The sequence below is a fragment of the Cellvibrio sp. PSBB006 genome, assembly GCF_002162135.1.
Lineage (GTDB): Bacteria > Pseudomonadota > Gammaproteobacteria > Pseudomonadales > Cellvibrionaceae > Cellvibrio.
This window is the reverse complement of sequence record NZ_CP021382.1, coordinates 1,843,326-1,868,104: the sequence shown is the minus strand read 5'-3', so window position 1 is coordinate 1,868,104 and position 24,779 is coordinate 1,843,326. Positions and strand designations below refer to the sequence as shown.

At 51.3% G+C, this 24,779-nt stretch carries 12 protein-coding genes and 1 pseudogene; 6 read left to right on the top strand and 7 right to left on the bottom strand.

Translation table 11 applies throughout. The features are described from left to right. Positions 1-94: 94 nt before the first annotated feature. The 4 genes from aceE (at position 95) to CBR65_RS07690 (ending at position 7,211) form a co-directional block, all read left to right on the top strand. On the top strand, positions 95-2,746 hold the full coding sequence (gene aceE / locus CBR65_RS07705; protein WP_087466318.1) for a pyruvate dehydrogenase (acetyl-transferring), homodimeric type: 2,652 nt from the start codon (positions 95-97) through the stop codon (positions 2,744-2,746). 84 nt (positions 2,747-2,830) lie between these two features. After that, positions 2,831-4,717: a dihydrolipoyllysine-residue acetyltransferase gene (gene aceF, locus CBR65_RS07700; protein ID WP_087466317.1), complete on the top strand. Its 1,887-nt coding sequence runs from the start codon at positions 2,831-2,833 to the stop codon at positions 4,715-4,717. Positions 4,718-5,128: 411 nt separating this feature from the next. Further along, positions 5,129-6,091 (top strand): alpha/beta hydrolase, encoded by a 963-nt coding sequence (locus CBR65_RS07695; RefSeq protein ID WP_087466316.1) that lies wholly within the window; start codon positions 5,129-5,131, stop codon positions 6,089-6,091. A gap of 94 nt (positions 6,092-6,185) precedes the next feature. After that, positions 6,186-7,211, top strand: a complete 1,026-nt coding sequence (locus CBR65_RS07690; protein ID WP_087466315.1) for an alpha/beta hydrolase — start codon at positions 6,186-6,188, stop codon at positions 7,209-7,211. Between the two features lie 81 nt (positions 7,212-7,292). Here CBR65_RS07690 and CBR65_RS22635 read toward each other — a convergent pair whose 3' ends face one another. The 7 genes and pseudogenes from CBR65_RS22635 to CBR65_RS07660 all read right to left on the bottom strand — a co-directional run bounded on the left by CBR65_RS22635 (position 7,293) and on the right by CBR65_RS07660 (position 19,799). Further along, positions 7,293-8,900: a cellulase family glycosylhydrolase gene (locus CBR65_RS22635; RefSeq protein ID WP_087466314.1), complete on the bottom strand. Its 1,608-nt coding sequence runs from the start codon at positions 8,898-8,900 to the stop codon at positions 7,293-7,295. A gap of 194 nt (positions 8,901-9,094) precedes the next feature. Further along, positions 9,095-10,072 (bottom strand): endo-1,4-beta-xylanase, encoded by a 978-nt coding sequence (locus tag CBR65_RS22455; protein WP_369825660.1) that lies wholly within the window; start codon positions 10,070-10,072, stop codon positions 9,095-9,097. A gap of 537 nt (positions 10,073-10,609) precedes the next feature. Next, positions 10,610-10,972 (bottom strand): annotated as a pseudogene (locus CBR65_RS22695) (cellulose binding domain-containing protein); the annotation flags it as partial. Between the two features lie 104 nt (positions 10,973-11,076). Next, the gene (locus tag CBR65_RS07675; protein WP_087466312.1) at positions 11,077-12,408 is read right to left on the bottom strand and encodes a cellulose binding domain-containing protein; all 1,332 of its coding nucleotides are present in this window, start codon (positions 12,406-12,408) and stop codon (positions 11,077-11,079) included. Between the two features lie 114 nt (positions 12,409-12,522). Beyond that, entirely contained in the window at positions 12,523-15,174 is a 2,652-nt protein-coding gene (locus CBR65_RS07670) for a glycoside hydrolase family 9 protein (RefSeq protein ID WP_087466311.1), read from the bottom strand. Positions 15,175-15,457: 283 nt separating this feature from the next. Then, on the bottom strand, positions 15,458-17,548 hold the full coding sequence (locus tag CBR65_RS07665) for a glycoside hydrolase family 6 protein (RefSeq protein WP_087466310.1): 2,091 nt from the start codon (positions 17,546-17,548) through the stop codon (positions 15,458-15,460). Positions 17,549-18,125: 577 nt separating this feature from the next. Beyond that, the gene (locus tag CBR65_RS07660; RefSeq protein ID WP_232461386.1) at positions 18,126-19,799 is read right to left on the bottom strand and encodes a cellulase family glycosylhydrolase; all 1,674 of its coding nucleotides are present in this window, start codon (positions 19,797-19,799) and stop codon (positions 18,126-18,128) included. Positions 19,800-21,781: 1,982 nt separating this feature from the next. Here CBR65_RS07660 and CBR65_RS07645 point away from each other — a divergent pair. Both CBR65_RS07645 and CBR65_RS07640 read left to right on the top strand, forming a co-directional pair. Then, entirely contained in the window at positions 21,782-22,372 is a 591-nt protein-coding gene (locus CBR65_RS07645) for a hypothetical protein (RefSeq protein ID WP_087466307.1), read from the top strand. Positions 22,373-22,691: 319 nt separating this feature from the next. After that, positions 22,692-24,596: a lytic polysaccharide monooxygenase gene (locus tag CBR65_RS07640; protein WP_232461385.1), complete on the top strand. Its 1,905-nt coding sequence runs from the start codon at positions 22,692-22,694 to the stop codon at positions 24,594-24,596. Positions 24,597-24,779 lie beyond the last annotated feature (183 nt).

Genomic DNA, 24,779 nt, shown 5'->3' with positions numbered 1-24,779 from the left:
ACTACAAGCTGCGGTTACACCCTTCCTAATTCCTTTATTTGATACTGTTGCTACGTTTATATGTGCCACAGCGCGCATAGTTGAGGAGATTTGAATGCTAGAAGATATCGATGCCATTGAAACGAAAGAATGGCTGGATGCCTTGGAATCAGTTGTTCGCCACGGTGGCAAAGAGCGCGCCGCATACCTGTTGAAAATGCTTTCCGAGAAGGCTGTGAATAAAGGTATTGAGCAACCTTCTTCGATCCAGACTCCCTACCGCAACAGTATTCCGCCCGAGAAAGAAGTTGCGTTTCCCGGTGATCGGGTTCTGGAACGAAAAATTCGTTCCATTGTGCGCTGGAATGCGATGGCGATGGTGATGAAAGCCAACGACAATGAAGATGCACTCGGTGGTCACATCGCGTCTTTTGCTTCATCCGCTACGCTTTATGATGTAGGTTTCAATCACTTCTTCCGTGGTAACGACGGTGATGTTCCGGGTGACCTGGTGTATTTCCAGGGGCACGTTTCTCCCGGTATGTATGCCCGCTCTTATGTCGAAGGTCGCTTCGACGAAAAACATCTCGATAGCTTCCGTCGCGAAGTCGACGGCGGTGGACTTTCTTCTTATCCGCATCCCTGGTTGATGCCGGATTATTGGCAATTCCCGACCGTTTCCATGGGCTTGGGTCCGATCAAAGCCATCTATCAGGCACGCTTTATCCGTTACATGGAAGCGCGTGGTCTGGTACCGCAAACTGATCGCAAAGTCTGGGCATTTTTAGGCGACGGTGAGTGTGATGAGCCGGAAAGCCTGGGTGCAATTTCGCTGGCAACCCGCGAAAAACTCGACAACCTTATTTTTGTGATCAACTGTAACTTGCAGCGTCTCGATGGTCCGGTGCGTGGTAACGGCAAGATTGTTCAGGAACTCGAAGGTGTGTTCCGTGGTGCCGGCTGGAACGTGATCAAAGTGCTGTGGGGCAGCAGTTGGGATCGTTTGCTGGAAAAAGACAAATCCGGTCTGTTGCAAAAGCGCATGGACGAGGTTGTCGACGGCGAAATGCAAAATTACAAAGCTAACGGCGGCGCCTACACCCGCGAGCATTTCTTCGGCAAATACCCGGAGCTGCTTGAGCTGGTAAGCGATATGTCAGATGATGAAATTCTTCATCTGGCGCGCGGCGGCCACGACGCAAGCAAGGTATATAACGCTTATCATCAAGCGGTGAATACCAAAGGTCAGCCCACGGTAATTCTGGCGCAAACCGTCAAGGGTTACGGTATGGGCGCATCCGGTGAAGCGATTAACAAGACGCACTCCGTTAAATCCCTCGATGTTGAAAGCCTCAAGAAATTCCGCGACCGTTTTGAGTTACCGATCAGCGACGAAGACCTTCCCAAATTACCGTATTACCGTCCGGCGGAAGACAGTCCGGAAATGCAATATCTGCGCGCGCGCCGCCAGACATTGAAAGGTTATTTGCCAGCGCGAAAGGCAGATTTCGAAGCGCTGCAAACACCGGATCTGGATGCATTTGCTGCACAACTGAAGTCCACCGGTGAGCGTGAAATTTCGACCACCATGAGTTTTGTACGTATTTTGTCATCCTTGGTGAAGGACAAACAAATCGGCAAAAATATTGTGCCGATTGTGCCGGACGAAGCGCGTACCTTTGGTATGGAAGGTATGTTTAAAACCATCGGAATTTATTCTTCCGAAGGTCAAAAATATGTTCCCCATGACGCTGGCCAGATGATGTCTTATCACGAATCATCGAACGGTCAAATTCTGGAAGAAGGCATCAACGAAGCCGGTTCCATGTCTTCCTGGATTGCGGCGGCAACCTCGTACAGCAATCATGGCGTGCCCATGATTCCGTTCTACATCTATTACTCCATGTTTGGTTTCCAGCGTATTGGCGATCTGGCATGGGCAGCGGGTGATTCGCAGGCGCGCGGCTTTATGCTGGGTGCAACCGCCGGTCGTACCACGCTGAACGGTGAAGGCTTGCAGCACCAGGATGGCCACAGCCATGTGATGGCAAACACCATTCCTAATTGCCGTACTTACGATCCTACTTACGCTTACGAATTAGCGGTGATCATCCAGGATGGCATCAAGCGCATGTACGGCGACAAGGAAAATTGCTTCTACTACATCACCCTGATGAACGAAAACTACCAGCACCCGGATCTGCCGGAGAATGCGCAGGAAGGTATCATCAAAGGCATGTACCTGCTTGAGCAGGGCAAGAGCAAAAAGAAAAATCGTGTGCAGTTGATGGGCGCGGGCACCATTCTTAACGAAGTGCGTGCTGCCGCTGAATTGCTGCGCAAGGATTTTGATGTTGAAGCGGATGTGTGGAGCGTGACCAGTGTGAACGAGTTGACCCGCGACGGTCAGCGTGCCACGCGCTGGAATTTGCTGCACCCGACCGAAGCGCCGCGCAAAGCCTATATTACTGAACAATTGGAAGGGCGTGACGGTCCGAAAATTATTGCTACAGACCACCTGAAAACCTACAGCGAACAATTACGCGCGTTTGTTCCCGGCACCTACACCGTATTGGGTACAGAAGGTTTTGGTCGCAGTGATTCCCGCGCGAAATTGCGTCATTTCTTTGAAGTGAATCGTTATTTCGTGGTTATCGCCGCGCTCAAGTCGCTGGCAGATGAAGGCAAGATCAAAGCCGACGTCGTCGCCAAGGCCATCAAGAAATTCGGGATTGATCCGGAAAAAGCGGACCCGATGAGCGTGTAAATCCAACGCCCTCTTACAAAGAGGGCGTTCTTGTATTCGCATTGAATAACAGTTGATCGAATTTGCAGAAAGTGAGGAGTTACAGTGGCAATTCAAACCATTAAAGTGCCCGATATCGGTGGTGCGGAAGGCGTCGATGTAATTGAAATCTCCGTGAAAGTAGGCGATGTAATTGCCGAGGGAGATTCCATCGTCGTGCTTGAAACGGACAAAGCATCCATGGAAATTCCTGCCGATAAAGCGGGTAAAGTTGTCGCTATCAAGGTGAAAGAGGGAGACAAGGTTTCGCAGGATGATGTATTGATTGAAGTGGAAGCAGAAGGCGCTGCCGAGGCTGCTCCTGCTCCTGCCGCCAAAGCACCCGCTGCCGCCCCGGCTCCGGCCAAAGCATCTGCAGCAACCAGCGAAATTACCATTACGGTGCCAGATATTGGCGGCGCAGAAAATGTGGATGTGATTGAAGTGACCGTTAAACCCGGTGATGAAGTAGCCGAAGGCGATTCCCTGATTGTGCTGGAAACTGACAAAGCGTCGATGGAGGTTCCCGCTACTGCATCAGGCAAGATCGTTAGTATCTCGGTGAATGTGGGTGATAAGATTTCCCAGGGCACGGCCATTTGTGTTGTGGCTGTCAGTGGCGGCGCAGCATCTGCTGCCGCGCCTGCACCAGCGGCAGCAACACCTGCTGCCTCAGCGAGCAGCAGTGAGGTGACTATCACGGTCCCGGATATCGGCGGCGCAGAAAATGTTGACGTTATTGAAGTGACGGTGAAAGCGGGCGATGACGTTGCAGAAGGCGACTCACTGATTGTCCTTGAGACTGATAAGGCATCTATGGAAGTACCTGCTACTGCGTCCGGCAAGATCGTCAGTCTCGCAGTGAAAGTCGGTGACAAGGTATCGCAAGGTTCGGTTATCGGGGTGATGACCACCTCAGGTGGCGCTGCGCCGGTACAAGCCGCTGCGCCGGCCAAAACTGAAACCAGCACACCGGCACCTAAAGCTGAAGCGCCTAAGGCTGCACCAGCCGCTTCTGCACAAACTGAAACGGTGGTGAACACGGGTGATGTTTACGCTGGTCCGGCAGTGCGCAAATTGGGTCGCCAACTCGGCGTGGATCTGGGCAAAGTGTCCGGCACCGGTCCGCGTGGTCGCCTGCTGAAAGATGATGTTCGCAACTATGTGAAAAACATTGTCGTCAGCGTTCAATCCGGCGCATCGGTAGGCGGTGGTTCAGGTATTCCGCGTGTGCCAGCGGTTGATTTCGCCAAGTTCGGTGAGATTGAAATGGTCAAGATGAGCAAGATCAAAAAGCTCACTGCTGAAAACATGACCCGCAATTGGTTGAATGTTCCCCATGTCACCCAATGGGATGATGTGGACATTACCGAGATGGAAGCTTTCCGTACCGGCTTGAAAGCGGAAGCGGAAAAGCGCGGCAGTAAATTAACGCCCTTACCTTTCCTGTTGAAAGCCTGTGCTGCCGCATTGCGCGCAGAGCCGAGTTTCAATGTGTCCATGCATCACGATGGTGAGCACATTGTGCAGAAGAACTATGTGCATATCGGTGTGGCGGTGGATACGCCAATCGGTCTGCTGGTTCCGGTGGTGCGCGATGTGGATAAAAAAGGTCTGTGGGAGTTGGCTGACGAGATTAATGTCCTGGCCAAGAAGGCGCGCGATGGTAAGTTGATGCCAGCAGAGATGCAGGGTGGTTGTTTTACTATCTCTAGCCTGGGTGCGATGGGCGGTAGTGGTTTTACGCCTATGGTGAATGCGCCGGAAGTGGCGATTCTGGGTGTTTCTCGTGCGCAGATTAAGCCGGTGTGGAATGGTAAGGAGTTTGTGCCACGTAATATGTTGCCGATTTCTTTGTCGTACGATCATCGTGCGGTGAATGGTGCGGATGCTGGTCGGTTCTTTACGTTCTTGACTGGTGTGATTGCGGATATTCGGCGTTTGGTTTTGTAATATTCGTAGACTTTAATCCGTTTGTCGTTGGGGGCTTTGGTTCAAAAACGCATAACAAATTGGCAGGATAGCCAATTTGCACAGCGAAGCTGCCCGTAGGGTGAGCCACAAGGATGTGGCGAATGAATCATCCTTGTAGCTCCCTCAAGTCGTCCCTGACTTGAGGGTTTCGAAACCAACGCCTTAACGCCAAACTCGCATAGTGCGAGTTCCAAGACAGATAATAAAAAAGCCAGCGCAAATGCTGGTTTTTTTATTGATGAAAATTGAGTTTAACTCGTTCCTAAAAATAATATTGATTACCGCTTTATCGCAAAAACGTGATCTTGTGACTTCATCTGCCTGAACTTTAATGCTCTATTGAACTCCTGAAAAATACATCAATAAAAATAACAACCAAGGGTTTCTGCAATGAGTGTCGAAACGAAAAAATTCTCGAATGTGCGTTTGCTCTTTCTGACGTTGCTTAACGTATTTTTGGCTGCTTGCACCGCTGTTCCGCATCAATCGTCTAACTACACTTCCGATGATATCTTTCGCGAGCAAGTAAAACGTTATCCCTACATCAAGCTGGCCAGTCGCGTTGTGCCGGAGGGTATTGCTGAGTTTAAAAATCTCACTTATATCCAACGAGGTGCGCGTGATTTGCAGTTGGATTTGTATGCGCCGGGGACGACGATGGATGAGTTGCGGCCGGGTATTGTTTTGGTGCATGGCGGTGATTGGTTGGGTGGTGAGCGGGAGCATTTAACGTCTCTTGCGATAAGCCTGGCTTTACGCGGTTATGTTGTTGCCACTATCGATTATCGTTTGGCTTCGCAAGCGCCTTACCCGGCGGCGGTGGAGGATGCCCAGGCTGCTGTGCGGTGGATGCGTGAGCATGCGGAACCTTACGGAGTCGATTCATCGCATATTGCATTAGGTGGGGCTGGCGCGGGTGGGGTGGTAGCGGCCTTGGCTGGATTGACGGCGGTTGAGTTGGCCGAGGTGCAGGTTATTCTCAATCTTGATGGTCCTTGGCAGCTTGATCCCGCGATGCTGAAAAGTGAAACCGGGCATCCCGATCCAATCGGTTATTGGCTCGGCGGCGAGGTGGCCCAACAGGAGGCTTTACTGCATCAGGCGTCGCCAGTGAACCTCGTCCGTAAAGGGATGCCGGCTGTATTGTTGTTGAATAGCGGCGAGCCGGGCTATCGGGCGGGGCAGGATGAAGTGCTCCGGCGCCTGGTGCACTTCCGGGTGCCGCATCGGATGGAGGAAATCTCCGGTAGCCCGCATGCTTTCTGGTTGTTTGAGCCCTGGGTGAGCCCGGCAGCCAATATCACCGCTGACTTTCTGGATTTGCAGTTCAAGTACCGTATGACCTGTCACTAAGACTATCTTTACCTATGAACTGGCTGGCCTTATGGCGCTTGGTGCTTTATTGTTTCCGGTTCCAGTAATCGGTCAACAATAAGAGATAGTCCATATGATCCTTCGGCATTGCGTTACCGTTATCTTTACTCTGGCTGGCAGCGTTGCGCTGGCATTAATGCTTGGTTGTTCAACCACCGCACCCATCACCTCGGTCAATGACCCTCAAAATACTTACACTCCGGCTGATACCTACACAAAATATGTGAAGGATTTTCCGCAAATGCGCATGCTGGACGGCAAATTGCCGGAAGGCATACTTGCATTTAAAAACCTGACCTACGTTAACTACGGCGCGCGGGAATTGCAGTTGGACCTCTATGCCCCCGAACCCACCATGGCGGATCAGCGGCCAGCTATCGTGTTGGTACACGGTGGTGGCTGGCGGGCTGGTTATCGTGAAAATATGATGCCCTTGGCCCACCAATTAGCGTTGCGCGGTTATGTGACGGCGACTATCAGTTATCGCTTATCGCCGGAAGCTGAATATCCTGCTGCGATTCATGATGTGAAAGCGGCGGTTCGCTGGTTGCGCGAGAATGCGAAAACCTATGGTGTCAATCCGGAACGTATTGCTGTGGCTGGTGGTTCTGCAGGTGGACAAATCGCTGCTTTGGTCGGTATGACAAACGGTGACGTAAAATTTGATCCGCAGGCTAAGAGCAGTATCTTTACCAGTGATGTGCAAGCGGTGGTGAACATTGATGGCTTGTCGGATTTCACGTCGGAAGAAGCACGCAAATATGAAGATGATCCGCGCAAAAATCCCTCGTCGGCCGGTCAATGGTTTGGTGGAAACTATGCGACAAAAACCGCTTTATGGCACGAGGCCTCGCCGATTTATCACGTAAGCAAAGGCAAGCCGCCGGTATTGTTTATCAACAGTTCACAGGCGCGTTTCAGTGTGGGGCAAGCGGAGATGATCAAGCGGCTTGAGGAAGCCAAGATTAATTATCATGCTGAAAAATTTTCGGATGCACCGCACAGTTTCTGGTTGTTTTATCCCTGGGCAAAACCGACCGCAACGATGATGGCAAATTTCCTGGATGCGCAATTTGCTTACAAGATGATGTGTCACTGATATTCCAATAAAAAAATCCCCGCCGAATAGCGGGGATTTTTTTGTCAAATCCCTTTGTATTTTTTATGTCACTTTACGTTCTTATTGACGCATCAGTGATTTCACCAAGGTGCCTGACGGCGACAGGTCACTGGCGGACCAGTTACCTGTTGTGCTGGCGCCGGGGGTCAGCGCAGCGGTGCCTTCCTCTTTTGGCGTAATGCTCCAGTTAATCCAGCTGATTCCGCGTTGATTCAGGAAATTAATCCAGGTACGGGTATCGTTTTCACACACACTGCCGTCGCCAGTGGCGTCGGCGGTGCCCCATTCAGTAGAGAAAATCATCGCGCCTTGCGCGCGTGCCTGATCTACGCGGTCGCGTAACCATTGGCCGTGAGTACACGCATAGAAATGCATCGCATAGCCGACATTCGGAAAACTCACCGGATTGGCCGCTGCATCAGTAACGTCCTGACTCCATGTACCCGTACCGACAATGACCAGACTATTCGGTGCGTGATTGCGAATCACCGGAATGACTTCCTGGGCATAAGGGCGAATCGCCGCATTCCAGGTGACGCCACCGCCGTTGGGTTCGTTGGCAATTTCATAAATCACGTTGGGTGTGTTGCCGTAACGCTGCGCGACCTCGTTGAAAAATGCTTTCGCTTCCGCTTTGTATTGTTGCGGGTTGCCATCGCTGAGAATATGCCAGTCGACAATCACATAAATATCCAGCGCAATCGCGGCATCGACAATTTCAAATACTTTATTTTTGACTGAAGGATCTTCGATGTAACCTTCGCTGGCGGTATACATAGCCGCACGAATCACATTGATACCCCAGTCATCGCGCAACCAGCGGATGCTACTGAGATTCATGTAGTCGCCATACCATTGCAGCCCGTGGGAACTCATACCGCGTAACTGAACAGCGGTACCGTTTTTGTTGATCAGTTGATTGCCGCTGGTACGCAGTTGCCCATGGGTACTGACAAAACCCTGGTTACCGGCGGAACTGCTTGAAGATGTCGCGACACTTGAACTGTTGGACGAATTATTTCCTCCAACGATGCCGTAAGGCGCCGGTTGCGAACTACAGGTGCTGGGCGAAATACAACTGCGATTCGCCTCCCAGCCCCAACCACTTTGCGTATTGGTACACAAGGGATACAAAGTGCCGTACCAGTTGCATTGCTGCCCCGCGTTGTTGTTGGCTGACGATGAGCTGATAGAGCTCGCGCTGGATGACGGTGCCACGCTCTGGCTCGATGCGCTGCTTGATGGCGAACTGCTTACACTACTGGTTGCGGAAGAATTATTGTTGCCACCGGAACAGACAGCACCATTCAATGTCGGCATTTCGGCACTGCCACCGTTTTTATTCACCTGAAAGCCAATCTCCACACTGGCACCGGCAGGAACGTTGCCATTCCAACCTAGATCCGTTGCGGTGTAAGGATTATTACCAGTGATATTGGCATTCCACGAACTGGTGATGCGATTGCTGTTGTATTGCCAGCTGAGACTCCAGCCGTTTAACGAGCTGGAACCGTTGTTGCTGATAGTAATTGCACCGGTGTAGCCGGTATTCCATTCGTTGGTAATACGGTAACTGCAATTAGCTTGTGCACTTGCCTGTTGTGCGACCGCACAAATTAAAACAAACATCGCAACCGAAAAACCGGCGATTTTTTTAAACGCTATCATTGTTATTCTCCTGTATGCCTTATTGGAGTTATTACAGCTTGTTATACACCCTGCGCTGAAGCCTTAAGCGCGACTACGGTGGTTTTTATCACTCTCGACGCTGATCAGGTTCAACGCCGAGCGGTGTAGGAGTGGCGTCTCAACGGTCGTTATTGTTTTAACTGATTGAGTGTCCAAAAAATATTGATAAATAGTTAATCCGATAAGCCTTCCACGAAACCATCAAAAGCGGGCTTCGCCTGCCTGAGGTCGTTAAACAACAATGGCCAGTCCGGTCGCCCGTGCAGATCGATCAACCAGCTGTCGCTATCGTACAAGCCCCATACGGTAATGCCGCCCCGCAATTCGGGTGGAACCACATCCAGGTAGGCTGCAACGACTTCACGATATTTATCTTTCTGACGCTCAGCCGCTTCAGCGGTAAAGGTTTGATATTTGTCAGGATTGGCGTAGGTGTTAACCGGTATATCCAGCTCGGTAATTTTTACTTTCAGGCCGCGATTGACCACCTGCTGGAAAGCATTTTTTATTTGCGACTCACTCGGCCACTCTATGTTGATATGCATTTGGAAACCAACACCATCTATTGGAATATCGCGCGCTTTGAAGTCATCGACCATTGCTAATACGTAATCGAATTTTTGCTGTCCGCCTTCGAGGTTGTAATCGTTATAGTAAAGATCTGCTACCGGATCGGCTGCATCAGCAGCGATGAATGCCTGCTCGATATAACCCGGCCCAAGTTTCTGATACCACAACGAATTGCGATAACCATTGATTGCATTGCTGTCGCCGTCATCAGCAAATGCTTCGTTAACAACATCCCAGCTCACCACGCGTCCTGCGTAGTAACTGGTGATGTTTTGCACGTGTTCCTGCAACAGAGTCGCGTAATCACCAGTGTAATTTTTCATCCAGGTGGGGATCTGGTAATCCGAATGCCAGATCAGCGTGTGGCCGTGAATAGAGATATTATTTTCAAGAGCAAAGTTAACCAGCTGATCAGCGTGCTCAAAGGTGTAAGTGTTTTCACTCGGATGAAGATAACTCATCTTCATGATATTGCCGGCGGTAAGCTGGCTGAAATGCTGTTGAATCAGCGTCCGGTCTATGCCGCCATCGTTGCGAAATATGCTATTGGTTTCACTACCCGCTGACACGGCAACACCTATCGGGAATCCGGCAAGGTTTTTTAAACTAGGTGAGGAACTACTACTGGATGAGTGTGAACTGGAAATACCTGAAGACGAACTGATATTGAAACGACATTGCGAGATTGGCCCACAAGGAGCATTTCCCTGAGATGTGCACCCTGGTGCGCAGATGTACATCCAGCTTCCGTTGATATCCTGGCACTCGTAGCCGGTAAATGGGCACATCGCGAGGCTACTTGAAGATCCTGTGCTGTTTGTCACCGAGCTTGCCTCAGACGAACTTGCCTCAGAGGAGCTGGCTGGTGACGAACTAGTGATGCTGCTTGAGTTGCCGTAAGTTCTACACATGTTCGCAGAGATGCAGGGTGCAGGTCCCTGGCTAGTGCAGCCGGGTGCGCAAATATATTCCCAGCTGCCGCTCAGAGACACGCACTCAACCCCGGTAAATGGACAAGAACCGTAGTCTGCCGAACTCGAGCTGAAGCTAGCAGTGGAACTGGATGTATGCGAGCTTGATGTATAGGAACTCGATGATGAGGTGTTGCAGATTTCGCCACTCACGACGGGGCGTTCAGCAGCACCGCCGTTTTTGTCCACCTGGAATCCAAACTCCACGCTCGCTCCCGGCGCGATCGTTCCATTCCATGAAAGTGATTGTGCTGTATAGGGGTTATTACCCGATAACATCGCACTCCATAAATTGCTTATTCGATTTGCCTGGTACTCCCAATTCACACTCCAGTTGCTGACGCTGGTGGTTGATTGGTTTGAAATGGTTATTGTGGCGATGTAACCGCTGTTCCACTCATTGGTAATCCGGTATCGGCAGGATGCGTCCTGTGCGATGACAGACGTGGACAGCAGGGGTAGCAAGCTGGTTAATAGCGAACAAAAAATTATTTTCCATACAAATCGCATAATGTTTTCTCCTGTAAACGAATAGATGCAACGCGTAAATTCTGCTTGAGTGATGCAGCGATTTTTAAAGCCAGTTGTGTTGATTCACATAAACATCGAGAAAATTATTCGCAGACATTACCGCTTACATTTATGGCATGTGGCGCGTTGCCATTTTTCGTTGCCTGAAAACCGAACTCCACGCTTTGTCCCGGTTGGATGTTGCCGTTCCAGCCAAGGTTGGTCGCTATATAAGGATTGGTACCGGAGACAGCAGCGTTCCAGCTGTTAGTAAGGCGGGTGCTGTCGGTGTAGGACCAACTAACGCTCCATCCGCTGACTGGGGCGCTACCGTTATTGGTAATGCGGATCGCACCGGTGAAGCCATTGCTCCATTCGTTGGTAACGACGTGTACACAATTACCACCTGTGGTGATTGAACTGCTCGATGAGCTGGCAACAACTGACGATGAGTTACTTGAACTGGTCGTCGAGCTACTACTGGAAACGGAATTTAGCGATGAGCTACTCGCGGCGGTATCGCCGACAATGCCATAAGGCGCCGGTTGTGATTCACAGGTTGAACGTGCAATACAGCTGCGATTTTGTTCCCAGCCCCAACCACTTTGGGCGGTTACACAAAGGGGATACAAAGTGCCGTACCAATTGCATTGCTGCGTACCAGCAGAAGACGAAACAGACGATGCACTGTTTGATGAAACGCTACTGCTTGACGAGGATGTCACACTGCCATCTAACACAAGGCTTAACGCATCAAACCAATTATCGGCAATCAATTGATCGCCCGCAGCATTGGGATGCACGCCGTCATAGGTGTGGTTGTCGGTGTTGAAGCCAGTCCATTGATCGACCAGTAATACGGGTGATGCAGCGCTGGTAATACCGGCGACCCAGGCGGGCAGGGCATTGTTCAGGGCAATCACGTTTTGCGCACAGCTACTGCACGAACGCGCGGAATCCATGGGAATAATTTGGGCTACCAGAATGATCATCGCGGGATTGTTTGCGCGCATCTGGTTCACGAGGGTATCAAAGGCAGAAAGAATTGCAGCCGTGCTGCGGTTGCTCCAGGCATCGTTGGTACCCAGATGCATGAGGACGATATCGGGGTTGGTCGCGTCCAGCCAGGGTACCAATTGATTGGCGTTGGCCATATTGGTGGCGAGGATGCCGCCATGCCCTTCGTTGTCGCCATCGTGGGTTTGGCCGCAACCCTGAGTGGGCAGGGTGCCGACAAAATCAAGGGCTGAATAACCATCGTCCTGCAATTGGTTCCACAATAGCGCGCGCCAACATCCGGGTGACCCGGTAATGGAGTCGCCGAGTGGCATGATACGTGTCGGCGTTTGGCCGCTGGCATGACCCGCTAGCAGAATACAGGCGATAACGGGGAAAAAAGCCAGCTTCAAACAATGAATCAGGTGGGGACGATACATAGTGGAAACCTCCGTTAACGGGTCATTCTTAAAAAGAAAAATTAAACGCAAAGTCTTCGCGATGGATCAGTTGCCATCCATCGCGAAGACAAGGCTTTGGCGGTTTAACCGGGTTTAGTTACAGGGCGCTCCACTGACGACCGGCACAGAAGCTGCGCTGCCGCCTTTGGTGCCCTGGAAACCAAACTCGGCGGTTTGGCCCGGTTGCAAGGTGCCATTCCAGCCCAGGTTGCTGGCACTGTAAGGGTTGCTGCCGGACAGGTTGGCGTTCCAACTGTTGGTGATACGTGAGCCGTCGTTGTAATTCCAGCTCACACTCCACCCGTTGATGGGCGAACTGCCGTTGTTGGTGATGCGGATCGCGCCGGTAAATCCGTTGTTCCATTGGTTGGTCACCACGTATTCGCAACTGCCGCTACCGTTAGGCGCAGAGCTGGACGATGAACTGCTGGCAACCAGGCTGGAACTGCTGCTGGAGGCTGGCGCTGAGCTGGAACTGCTGGATGCAGGACTGGAGCTGGATGAGGGACTGGAGCTGGCAGGACTGGAACTGGAGGTACCGCCTCCAACAATGCCCCAGGGCGCCGGTTGTGAGCTACAAGTGCTGCGCGAGATACAGCTGCGATTCTGCTCCCATCCCCAGCCGCTTTGGGTGGTGACACACAGCGGATACAGCGTGCCATACCAGTTACATTGTTGACCGGTCGGCATGCTGGAACTGCTGGAAGACGACGCCAGGCTGCTGGAGGAACTGGCAACCACAGAGCTGCTGATTGAGCTGCTCGAACTACTAACCGGCGCGCTACTGCTTGACGAACTGGACACCGGAATACTGCTGGCACTCGACGAAGAACTGCTCGCGACACTGGAGCTGATTTGACTGGAAGATGACGACGACGCGCCGCCTTCATTGCCGTAATCATCATAAAACGCCAACACCCACGCCAGTGCCGAGTTCCAGTTGATGGTGATCTCGTTGGTGGACCAGGAGTTGATGTCATCCATGTAGCAGGTGGCCGGACGAGTCTGGCAGCCGTTCAAGGCACCCTGTGCCACTTCGTCTTCCAACCCGGCATTGGGGCCGCCGGAGAAAGCACCTGGCGGTAACCAGGGGTAAGCACCGTTCAGTGCCCCGGCCCAGAAACGGTGGTGCGGCTGGGTCAGTGCATTTTCACCGTGGCCGGAGATGTAGGAGAACGACAAGGTGTTTCGACCGAAGAGATAATCGACAGCCTTACCGACGCCTTTGGCGTAATCTTCGTTGCCGGTAAAGTCGTAAGCCAAACCGACCAGGAACAGTTTATTGGCAACGCCATTATTGGAGCCCCAGTAGTATTCCTCTTCCGTATGAGGGGTGAGATAACCGGTGCTATCGATCACGCCCAGGTGGTAATCAGCGATCTGGACGATGGTCTGCCGAGCGCTTGTGCGCAAACTTGCCGTATGGCTGGCTGGTACTGTGGCGAGAGAAATCAAACCCGGTAATTCAGTGTCTGGCCAACCAAAATCGGTACGCTCGATTTCATAATTCTGGATGGTTGGCAGGTACTTGCTGTCACCGGTAGTGATATACAGCTCCGCCGCTGCCCAGAAAAATTCGTCGGCGACGAACCGGTCACCGTAACCGCCGCCGCCATTATCGTAGCCACCGGTGTAGAGATCACTGGGGTTTTGCTGCGCCGCATCCCAGGCGCGTTCTGCCGCCGTCAAACAGGTGCTGGCAAAAGCGGCATCGATGTTTTGCCACAGGCGCGCACACTGTGCGGCAGTGGCGGCTACATTCAAGGTTGCAGCGGTGCTGGGCGGTACCAGCGCACGGGCCTGGCTATCTTCATGAGGTGCCAGCGGCAAGCCAGTCCAACCCACATCATGCATCTTGTGATGCACCATGCCGGCCTTGGCCTGGCCTTGGGGCACTTGCATGGAAAGCATAAATTCCATCTGCCAGCGCACTTCGTCCAGAATGTCAGGTACGCCGTTGCCGCTTTCGGGGATATTCAAGGTGCCGTCAGCAAACGCACCGGCGTTGTCGCTCAAGTGCAGGGCACGTTCGTACATTGTGAGCAGTTTCCACACGGAAATCCCGCCGTTAACCACGTATTTCCCATGGTCACCTGCGTCGTACCAACCCTTGGTTACGTCCAGGCTGTAATTACAGGTGCCGCTCCAGCAGGGCACGTCATAGTCGCCCTGGTTTGCGCCCATATTCAGGTGGCCCGCCGGGCGTGCCCATTGGGCATTCGGTGCGTAGCTGGTGTTGCCGCCACCGGTGTAGGCAGTCTCAATCGCGATGCCGCTGCGGTTGTGGTAGAAGTATTTGATCGAGTCGTAGAGCGCGCCGGTAAACGCATCGGCTGCGATCTCAAAGGGATAACTTTCATCGTTGCCGACGTAAAGTTTGTAGCCGTCGGCCTCAGTGGTTACGCCGCTGATGTCGATGATATGGATGTTATCGCCCGAGGCTGCGTCAACGCCGCGCGGCATAGTCGTTCCGCTGGTGACGAGGGTGCCATTGAGGCGTAATTCCCAGGGCAATGCTGCCAGGGCATCGCTGCTATAGGTGGCCACTTTGGCGCTGTTGGGTAAATAACCCACCTGATTAACGCGCGGGTTACCCACGGCGGCCCAGGCGCTGCCGGCAACCAGGCCGGATAACACCACGGCGCTGATGGCGCGGGTCAGAATTCTGGGGGCGCTTGTGTTCAAGCGGGATGTTAACAATGGTTTGGAATATGCCGGTTTATTTGTTTTGGGAGCTTGAGTCATTGGAAGTGTCCTCACTTCATTTTTTTTATGTGGATTGGAGGGAGCGGAGTTCTGGTGCTCCGTCGCAGGAAAATACAAGGGCAATACAGTCGTGAAAAAAACAACCGGCCGCACCACGGGGTAATGGATAAGGCCGGTTAAACACACTGCATCGACTTACAACTCGGTTAAAACCCGATCATCTTGGCTCTGGTGTTTGCATCTGCTGTGCATGAACCAAAGCCTGGTTTTGTTCATTGATGAAGCCTTCCCTGGCCTTGGTCATCCTTGCTGCCGCTGAGGATTACAGCGGGGGGTATGCGTTGTTCAACAGAAGCTGGAACCCTTCGGTGTGCCAGCGGCCCGCATGGGGTGCACCGGGAAGTGAACCGGTCAATGTGCCGCTGGAATTGGTGAAGGTCGGATCGCAGTTGCGGTCAAAACCTTTCGCCGGGTCGACAGGATCGATGATGCCGGCTTCGGCCACACCGTCTGACTCACCTGGTGGTTTCACCCACACGTAAGCATCGATACCAGGTTCCGGAGCAACGGTAGGACGCTCACCGATACCGCCAGGCTGGTTACACCAGTTGCCGCGGTGATAGCGACGGTCTACGCGGGACTCGTCCACGAAGGTATCAACACTGGTGCTGGTGGATTGCGCGGTCGGACGATCAGAACCGCCCCAGCCGTTGCGCGAGGTATCGATCAGCATGCCGATGGTGCTCGGGAAACCCAGCTCGATCATGCGGTTGCGCCAAGCCTGCACAAAGCTGATTTCGCTGAAGTAGGGGTTCCACTCATAGAAGGCTGCCTGACGTACTTGCACGCCTGGATTGCCCGGCATGCCGCCGGTAGACAGGGAGTCAAGGAAGGGCTCGCGCAGCGGTGTGTAACCAGCGGTGTTGGAAACGAAACCGGCAACACTGTTTACACCTTTCTCAGCACCTTTGATGGCGTCGGCGATAAGGGTGGTCGCTTCCTGGAAGTTATCCGGCCAGCCCAACCAGCCAGAGTGGCCGATGTCGATGTAGGAGTAAACGTTTGGCAGTTTGCCCAGCTCGGTTAGCGTATGACGGGTGCCGTCGATGTAACCGCCGGGACCAGCAGCTTCCTGACACTTGGGGGTAGAGATGTTAGTCACCAGGTTTGGCAGCGAATCCGGCTCAATGATGGTGACAATGCGCAAGCTGTTGTATTTCGGATCGGAGAAGATATCCACAATCGGCGCAATATACTCGTTCACGTAACGGTTGAAGCCATCTTCGGCCATCAACAATTCACCGTTGGAAGCCAGCGCGTGACAGTCGCGGTTTGGCAGGTCATAGATCACAACCTTGATCAGGTTCGCGCCTTGGTCCAATGCAGCGTCCAAATGTTCGCGCAGGCCGAGTACGTTGGGATCTTCCGGATCGATTGCACCGATGCGGTCCATCCATACGGCGGTGCTGACGTCAGCGATAGCGGCACCGCCGGAGGCAGTAGCGTTATCAGCCCAATCCTGGTTGATGTACCAGTTGGCGCCGATGAAGGGGTTATCCATACGGTTGCCCCAGTCAGCTGAACTGGTGGAAGAGGCGACGCTGGAGGATGGAGCACTCGACGAGGGCGCGCTGGAAGACGGCACACTTGAGGAGGGCACGCTAGAGGAAGGAACGCTTGAAGATGGCACGCTGGAAGAAGGCGCACTTGAGGAGGGTGCACTCGACGATGGCACGCTGCTCACAACAACACTTGAGCTGCTTGAGCTGACCGGTGTGCTGCTGGCGGAAGAACCACCGACAATGCCATAAGGCGCCGGTTGTGAGCTACAGGTGCTCGCGGAGATACAGCTGCGATTTTGCTCCCAGCCCCAGCCACTTTGGGTAGAGGTACACAAGGGATACAAGGTGCCGTACCAGTTACATTGCTGGCCGCCGGTTGTCGGCGTGCTTGAAGATGAATTCGGAGCGCTGCTCGTAGGCGTGCTGCTGGCCACGCTGGACGCAGAAGAACTGGTCACACCGCCACCGGAACAGACGGCGCCATTCACGGTCGGGGTTTCGGCAGAGCCACCGTTTTTATTGACCTGGAAACCAAAGGACACAGTTTGTCCCGGTGCGATATTGCCGTTCCAGCCCAAAGAGGTCGCGGTGTAGGGATTGCTGCCGCTGAGGTTGGCGTTCCAGGAGCTGGTCACACGGTTGGTGTTGTATTGCCAGTTCACACTCCAGCCGCTGATCGCACTGGAATCGGTATTGTTGATGGAAATCGTACCGGTGTAGCCGGTGTTCCACTCGTTGCTGATGCTGTAGGTACAGGTTGCCGCCTGGGCTGCCGAGCCAAAGGTCGCTGCCGCCATGCCGAGACTCAGCATGGTCGCCAGGCCGTAGCCCTTTCTTGTTAGCCTTATCATTGTTAGTTCTCCAAAAGTCCGGTTAGGAGGGAGTACATCTGGTGCCCTCGTCGTCGTTACACACACTGGCTCGCCCTCAACGGAATGGCGAGGTGTGGTTCATGCTCTACGCCTTGTAGCTTGCCCGCCCGCTTAACCGGCCGAGAAATATTCATCCGTGACAGACTCCGTATGGTGTGTCGGGTGTTGGCCGACGGAAGCAGTTCATTGCTGCTTCATTTTTGCTATCGCCTGTTTGTCAGGGTCAGTCGTGCGCCCGAGGACGCACGACTGATTTGCTCTCCTTACTTATTTTTATTGGTTGTCCTGAAACCCTTTTTACGCCACCTAAAACAAAAAGACAGCGCTGTCATTTTGTTTTCAATGGAAACGCTTTTTTACTGTTTCCCTAGATATTTTTCTCGTGCGATTTTTTACTGATCAAATGATGTAAAAGGTAGCGCTATCATTTTTCAGTAACATATTGCACATTTTTAGTGATCTATTGCTCCAGCCTGAACATGTTTATCGGTGATAACGACCGCACGAGATTCACGCAGTCGTTACACCGACTTTATTTCATTAAAAACAGATCCGGTTAATTACAAACAGACCCGCTTACCGCCGGCACACTGGCTTGAGCGGAATTTTTTGTTCCTTGAAAACCGAACTCCACCGTTTGTCCCGGTTGAATTGCAGCATTCCAGCCCATGGCAGTTGCACTGTAAGGATTGCTGCCACTAACGGTTGCATTCCAACTGTTGGTCACGCGCGAACCATCCGTGTAATTCCAGCTTACATTCCAACCATTAATCGCACTGTTACCGTTGTTGGTAATGCGAATTGCGCCGGTAAAACCATTGCCCCATTGGTTGGTCACCACATAGGTGCAACTGCCGCTACCGGAGCTGCTTGATGAAGAACTTGTCGGTGAGCTGCTGGAAGGCGAAGAACTTGCAAGCGATGAGCTACTGGACGGTGCGCTACTGGATGAGCTCGGTATTGAAGAGCTGGTTGTACCGCCACCGACGATACCGTAAGGCGCTGGTTGTGAACTACAGGTGCTGCGTGCAACACAACTGCGATTCTGTTCCCAACCCCAACCACTTTGCGTGGTCGCACATAAAGGGTACAAGGTGCCATACCAATTACATTGTTCACCACCGGCTGCGCTCGAACTCGAACTGGATGGCGTACTGCTGGCAATTGATGAAGATGAACTGGATACGGAACTGCTGCTGGACATACCGCCGCCGTTAAATACAGTCGCCGTCTCCGCCGTAGCACGAATACCGTTGGTGCCATTGATCAAACGATCACCCCAGGTCGACAAACTGTTTACGTTCCAGTTGTTGGTGATATCCAGTGACGCAACTTCGCTGCTGTTGCCGGACCAGGACCAACCGAGATAACCGATATTGTATTGCTCGGCTACCGCGAGAATGGAATCTTCATCCACATTATTGCCGTAGTGATCCGCACCGAATTCACCAACGATCAAAGGCAAATTATGCGTACTTAAAAAATTGGAAACATAGCCTTCAATCTTCGCGCGATCCTGATAAACCTCGTACATGTGAACGCTGAACATTGTATTGTTTTGCGAGTCAGCGGCGGCCACGGTGGATGCATTGTTGAGCATCACTTCCTGCCAATCCTGCCCCCAGTTCGCTGCATCAATTAATAAAGTATGCGTTAAGCCAGCGCTACGGATGCGTTGAATGGCCTGGATATGGCCATCGATCCAGCTGCTTTCCGGCACGCCGTTACCAAAAGGTTCGTTGGCAATATTGATAATGACGTAATCTTCCTGGCCTTGTAGTGTGCTGGCGATATCTATCCAGTAACTGGTGGCGTTATAGAGCGTGCCCGCCGAACTTTGCTCGCCGGAACCGGTAACGTCATGCACTTCCAGAATGGCAATTAAATTATTGTTCTTGGCCCACTGAATAATGTTGGCTACCTCAGTGGCACTGGTGCGCGTCCACTGCTGGCCGTCGGATAACACAACGCGAACACTGTTGGCCTCAACACTTGCGATATCAGCCAACGCTTGTTGAGTGCGATTGGTATACCAGGCATGGGCATGGTTGACACCACGCATAATAAAAGGATTGCCATTGCCATCCAGCAGCTGGGTGCCGGAAACCTGGAAGCCCGCATTCACGCTGAATGCGGTAGCGAGGGTGGTGGCAAATAACAATGCTTTGCTTAGTTTTTTCATGCCGTTAAATCGTTTGGTTTGTGTCAGGTTTTGTTGGGTGCTTTTCATTTAATCCAGCCTCATTATTGTTAGTAATTGGGAGTAGAACGATTGTGTTGGTACTGCTTTCATTTGCAGAACGTTTTAAAAAGAACTGCAATTTTTCCGCAGACCGACTCGTTGAACTCTCGCCGGACAGCACACCAGATATCGCGCATACAACTCACAAATCTCAGGGCATATTGTGTGTGTCTGCAAGATGGCTCACCAAATCAATCCACAGGAAACTGCTATTCATGGCCCCTGGAAATTGTGGGCCGTCCTGCTGTGTTTTTTTGGTAGCGCAATCATGCTCAAGCCGGAGTTATCCCGCCGGTTTGATAAAACTGCACAGACAAATACCCTTAAAAATGTTTATCGATGATGTATTGATGATCATCATCGATGGTTGGCGCCTAAATTATTCTAATATTTCGGAGTAATTTTTAAATTACTTATAGCGAATTATTGGGTGGCGCTTTTTTTATTAGGATTTTAAATATCGCGACAGTTTATTTATTTCAATTTATAAACATTGCAACGCGAAAACATCTCAATAGCACCTAATCCGTGGCAAGGTAGAGCAAAAGAATAGAAATGACAATCCCAAAAACACCCTCCATCCGGGAAATGTGACGCACGCAGGAACGTTACGTGGTTGCGATAACAAAATGTGTCGTCGAAAATAATATCCGTTATTTTGATTCATAATAATGAATGGCAAACTTCTTTTATTTTCTAATGAGAGGTTGGCAAGTGGAGATCAGGTTTTCTGGTGTGGACCTTTGAGCGGTGCCAGGTCAGGCGAAAGGAATTCGTGAGGCTGTGGAAATGTTTTTAATAGTGAAATCGTAGGGCGATTCAGAAAAACATGCATTGCTCACGTTATTTTTTGTGAAGTCTTTTTTATTTTGCTGCGGTTCAAGACACAGTATCAGCGGCGCTTCATCATTAATATCGCGTGGATTTTGCCGGCGGTTGGTTTTATTTTTTCCAGAATAAATACTTGTGTTCAAGTTGGCGATCAGTCATTTTATTTTTCCATGTGCTCCTTTAAATATTCTGCCGCCAATAAAAATACAGGTTTTATTGATAGAAAATAACGCTATATGGAATTGAAAAATATATAGCGATTAATTGATTTTCTATTTATAGGGGAATGCTTCGATAAGAACAATTTTTATTGATGATAAATGCACAGAAGGCTTTGAGACGTAGTATGAAATGCTGTTTTGGCAGCATAAAAGCGAGTTGGCATTTTTATGGATAAATATTTTGTGTCATCAAAATCATGATAATTTTTATGTCGGATTTAGCACGTTTGATTAAAAGCGGAATTTTAAAATGTATTTTTTTAGCGCAAGATGTCGAGCTCTAATAACGGTGATTTCAGCGTAGCGCTTCAAGACAACCTTGTCTCAAGAAAAATGGATCGCATTAAAACATTCGTGTGCGCAATCTTAATAACGGGTGATGGTAAAACGATTTTCCCTATAAAAAATTCGCACAACCCGCGAATAATTCGCGAACAAACTATACGCAAGCCGATAACCATAATGGCTGTTTTCATAAGAAGTGCCTGAACTGGCAGCAGGTACTGAGGGTGTTGACTACCCCAACTGGAATTCCAACGACGCATAACTAGAAAATCAAAAATCGAAGGAGAGCAACAAATGCAGTCTCAGTCACTTCTGGACAAGGTGTTCACTTTGTCACCGATTGTTAGCGCAGTCATTTGTGCGTTGAGCACTCTACGTATACCTGCTATGGCTGCCCCGAGGGAGTCCTATACCTGGAAAAAAGTCCGTATTGATGGCGAGGGGTGTCAGTGCGAGTTGCACCGTGACCAATTCCTGGTGCAGCGGTTACCGCGCCAACAACTAGTTTGTTCATGATGTGCACTTTCCTGCAACCACTTGTGGTTGCAGGTTTTTTCACTCAAAAAGATTGCAAGGTTGATTTTATTTAATCGGCATTAATAACGAAAAACGCGAGCCCGGGAGGGCATTACTATGAAAACTCTCGTCATTTATGCTCACCTGCTAGCGGCGTGTGTTTCTATCGGTACCTTGTTGTTACAAGATCTCGCTTTATGGCGCTCGCGCTACCGCGTGTTAACGCAAGATGAGATCAATACCCTGCGCAATACGGCCAACATTGTGTTCCTTGCACTGGTGGTTCTCTGGGCGACGGGTAGTGGGTTGGTGACCATGGGATATTTTGAAAATCCGGAATTTTTTTCCAATCAAAAAATATGGGCCAAGATTTCGGTGGTGATCATTCTCAGCCTCAATGGCGTTTTTCTGCATTTTTACAGCTTTCCAAAAATTGTTGGTAATAAAGCGATCTTGCAATTGCCATCAGCTGATCAAAAGTGGATTGGTTGTTCCGGCGCTTTGTCTACTGTGTCCTGGTTATTTGCGTGTTATCTGGGCATTGCGCGAACCTGGAATTACAGCGTTGATTACTCAAGCATCATGTTGTTGTACGCAGGCTTGGTATTTTTTGCGTTTATTGTGGCCCACGAGGTCATGCGTATGTCGCGCACGATTCACATTGCGAACCTGAATATGAACGAACGTGGCGACAGGGATACTGTTTAACAATTTCTTGAATCATGTGGCGAAGATCAGTAATGGTTTTCAACGTTTCATGATGTGTGCGTTCCTGCAACCCGACAGGGTTGCAGGTCTTTTTAAAACTGACTACTTACCATTGGAAGGAGCGCAATTGATGGGCTTTTTTCGGCGTTAACAGGCAACAAAACGCTGCAATGAACATGCTGGCTTGAGCAGGGATCAGTGATTGGCATGTGATGTTTTCACCGGATTATCAGGAACCGCCGAAGGAACTACGACGTGTGCACAAGGAATGGAAAGCGGCTTCAATCATCATTCATTAAAACAGAAGAGGATAACGAAGATGCTAGAAAAAAAAATAACACTCGGGCTCTTGTCTCTCGTGCTGTCCGGCACGGCCCTCGGTCACGGTTTGATGTCAGAACCGGCCTCGCGTAACTGGTTATGTGGTGCTATCACCAAACCGGATCAGGCCCCCGCTGGTAGTGCGTGTGCGCAAGCATTCGCCAACGACTCCAACGGCGGCTATCAATTCATGAGCGTGTTAACGCACGATATTGGCCGCAAAGGCGGACGCTCAAATAACGTGTGCGGCTTTGACAGCGAAACCTGGCAAGGCGGTGCAACTCCCTGGGACAACCCCATCGATTGGCCGACGCAACCCGTGTCTGCCGGCCCACTGACTATCACCTGGGATATTTCCTGGGGGCCACACTTTGATGACACAGAGGTGTTCAGTTACTGGATTACCAAACCTGACTTTCAATATCAGGTAGGGCGTGCATTGACCTGGGATGATTTCGAAGAAGAACCTTTCTGTGATCTGCCTTATAACGATGCCAACCCCAATGGCAACCCTAACGTTACGCCGGATAAAGGCGCTGCCTTGTTCCATACCCAATGTAATATTCCGGCTCGTTCCGGTCGCCATGTAATCTACGGCGAATGGGGACGCAACCAGTGGACCTATGAACGTTTCCACGGTTGTATCGACGTGTCTTATGGTGGCGGCAATCCCAATCCGGTGGTTGCGGATATCAGTGCTACGCCATCTAACTCAACGTTTGCCGGTGCTGGCACAATCTCATTGAGCGCCGCAGGTTCATCGGGTAGTAACCTGTCTTACCAATGGAGCATCGATGCCGCAAATCCATCGCTTTATAGCTTCAGCAGCACCACGTCGGCCACCACGACATTGACGCTGGCTGCGCCCGCAGCACAAAGCAATGTCACCGTGCGTTTACAGGTAACCAGTGGCAGTACTACCAGCAACGATTCATTTACCTTTACCCATGTTCCTGTTGCTGGCGCGAGCTGGGAAGATCTCGGTGCCTTGACGGCGACGTCCAGAACCTTGGCTGTGGGCGATCGTGTCAGTGTGCGTTTGGTGCGTGATGACGGTACTGATGTTTACTTGCCAGCTTCACCGCTGGTGATCAGTTCTGCCACCACATCGGCGACTGCCTGGCCTTATGCGTTGGCGCAGGCTGTTAACAACGCTGCGGATGACGTACAGGTTGGCGCGTTGAATTCCAGTGGTGACGTGGTGCCGCAACAAAGTGCAACAGGCAACCGTGTGTATGCTGAAACGCCTTCTGTTTACGCCAATGCCTTCCTGCAAGTGGAGAGCACTAACAGCAGCTCAAGCGTGAGCTCCTCCAGTGCACCGGCATCCAGCAGTTCCAGTGCCGCTACAGGCAGTCAATGTAACTGGTATGGCACCCTTTACCCGCTGTGTACCACCACGCAAAGTGGTTGGGGTTGGGAACAAAACCGCAGCTGTATCGCCGCCAGCACCTGTAGTTCACAACCGGCGCCTTACGGCATTGTCGGCGGTGGTACTTCATCGACGCCCGCTTCAAGCTCGCCGTCGAGTTCGGTTGCATCCAGTGTTGCAAGTAGCGTTGCCAGCAGTGCCGCAAGCAGTTCTACCGGTAACACAGGTGGTAATTGCGAATATGTGATCACCAACGAATGGAGCGATGGATTCACCGGTGCTATTCGCATTTCCAACGATGGCAGCAGTGCCATTAATGGATGGAATGTCAGCTGGAATTACACCGACGGTTCACGCGTAACCAGCAGCTGGAACGCGAATGTATCGGGCAGTAATCCCTACACCGCCACCAACATCAGTTGGAACGGTGCGATTCAACCGGGGCAAACTGTAGAGTTTGGTTTCCAGGGAACCAAGGGCGGTTCCGGTAATGCCGCTACACCGACAGTAACTGGCTCAGTGTGCAACTAAACCTGACGGTTTGAAAAAACTCCCGCTCCGGCGGGAGTTTTTTTATCCGGGCACAACAAACTCGCAAAGATTGTTAAATTTTCCGACAACGAATTTTCGTTAATAGAAAAATACATTAACTCAATCATACGCTTAGCTCACTCCGCTGCATTTGTTAAAACGCGGGGCGTAACTTAAGAGTTC

What these genes read in the sequence shown, in the direction of transcription:
- aceE (WP_087466318.1), top strand. Translation starts at nt 95, where the DNA reads ATGCTAGAAGATATCGATGCCATTGAAACGAAAGAATGGCTGGATGCC.
- CBR65_RS07695 (WP_087466316.1), top strand. Translation starts at nt 5,129, where the DNA reads ATGAGTGTCGAAACGAAAAAATTCTCGAATGTGCGTTTGCTCTTTCTG.
- CBR65_RS07690 (WP_087466315.1), top strand. Translation starts at nt 6,186, where the DNA reads ATGATCCTTCGGCATTGCGTTACCGTTATCTTTACTCTGGCTGGCAGC.
- CBR65_RS22635 (WP_087466314.1), bottom strand. Translation starts at nt 8,900, where the DNA reads ATGATAGCGTTTAAAAAAATCGCCGGTTTTTCGGTTGCGATGTTTGTT.
- CBR65_RS07675 (WP_087466312.1), bottom strand. Translation starts at nt 12,408, where the DNA reads ATGTATCGTCCCCACCTGATTCATTGTTTGAAGCTGGCTTTTTTCCCC.
- CBR65_RS07670 (WP_087466311.1), bottom strand. Translation starts at nt 15,174, where the DNA reads ATGACTCAAGCTCCCAAAACAAATAAACCGGCATATTCCAAACCATTG.
- CBR65_RS07665 (WP_087466310.1), bottom strand. Translation starts at nt 17,548, where the DNA reads ATGATAAGGCTAACAAGAAAGGGCTACGGCCTGGCGACCATGCTGAGT.
- CBR65_RS07660 (WP_232461386.1), bottom strand. Translation starts at nt 19,799, where the DNA reads ATGAAAAGCACCCAACAAAACCTGACACAAACCAAACGATTTAACGGC.
- CBR65_RS07645 (WP_087466307.1), top strand. Translation starts at nt 21,782, where the DNA reads ATGAAAACTCTCGTCATTTATGCTCACCTGCTAGCGGCGTGTGTTTCT.
- CBR65_RS07640 (WP_232461385.1), top strand. Translation starts at nt 22,692, where the DNA reads ATGCTAGAAAAAAAAATAACACTCGGGCTCTTGTCTCTCGTGCTGTCC.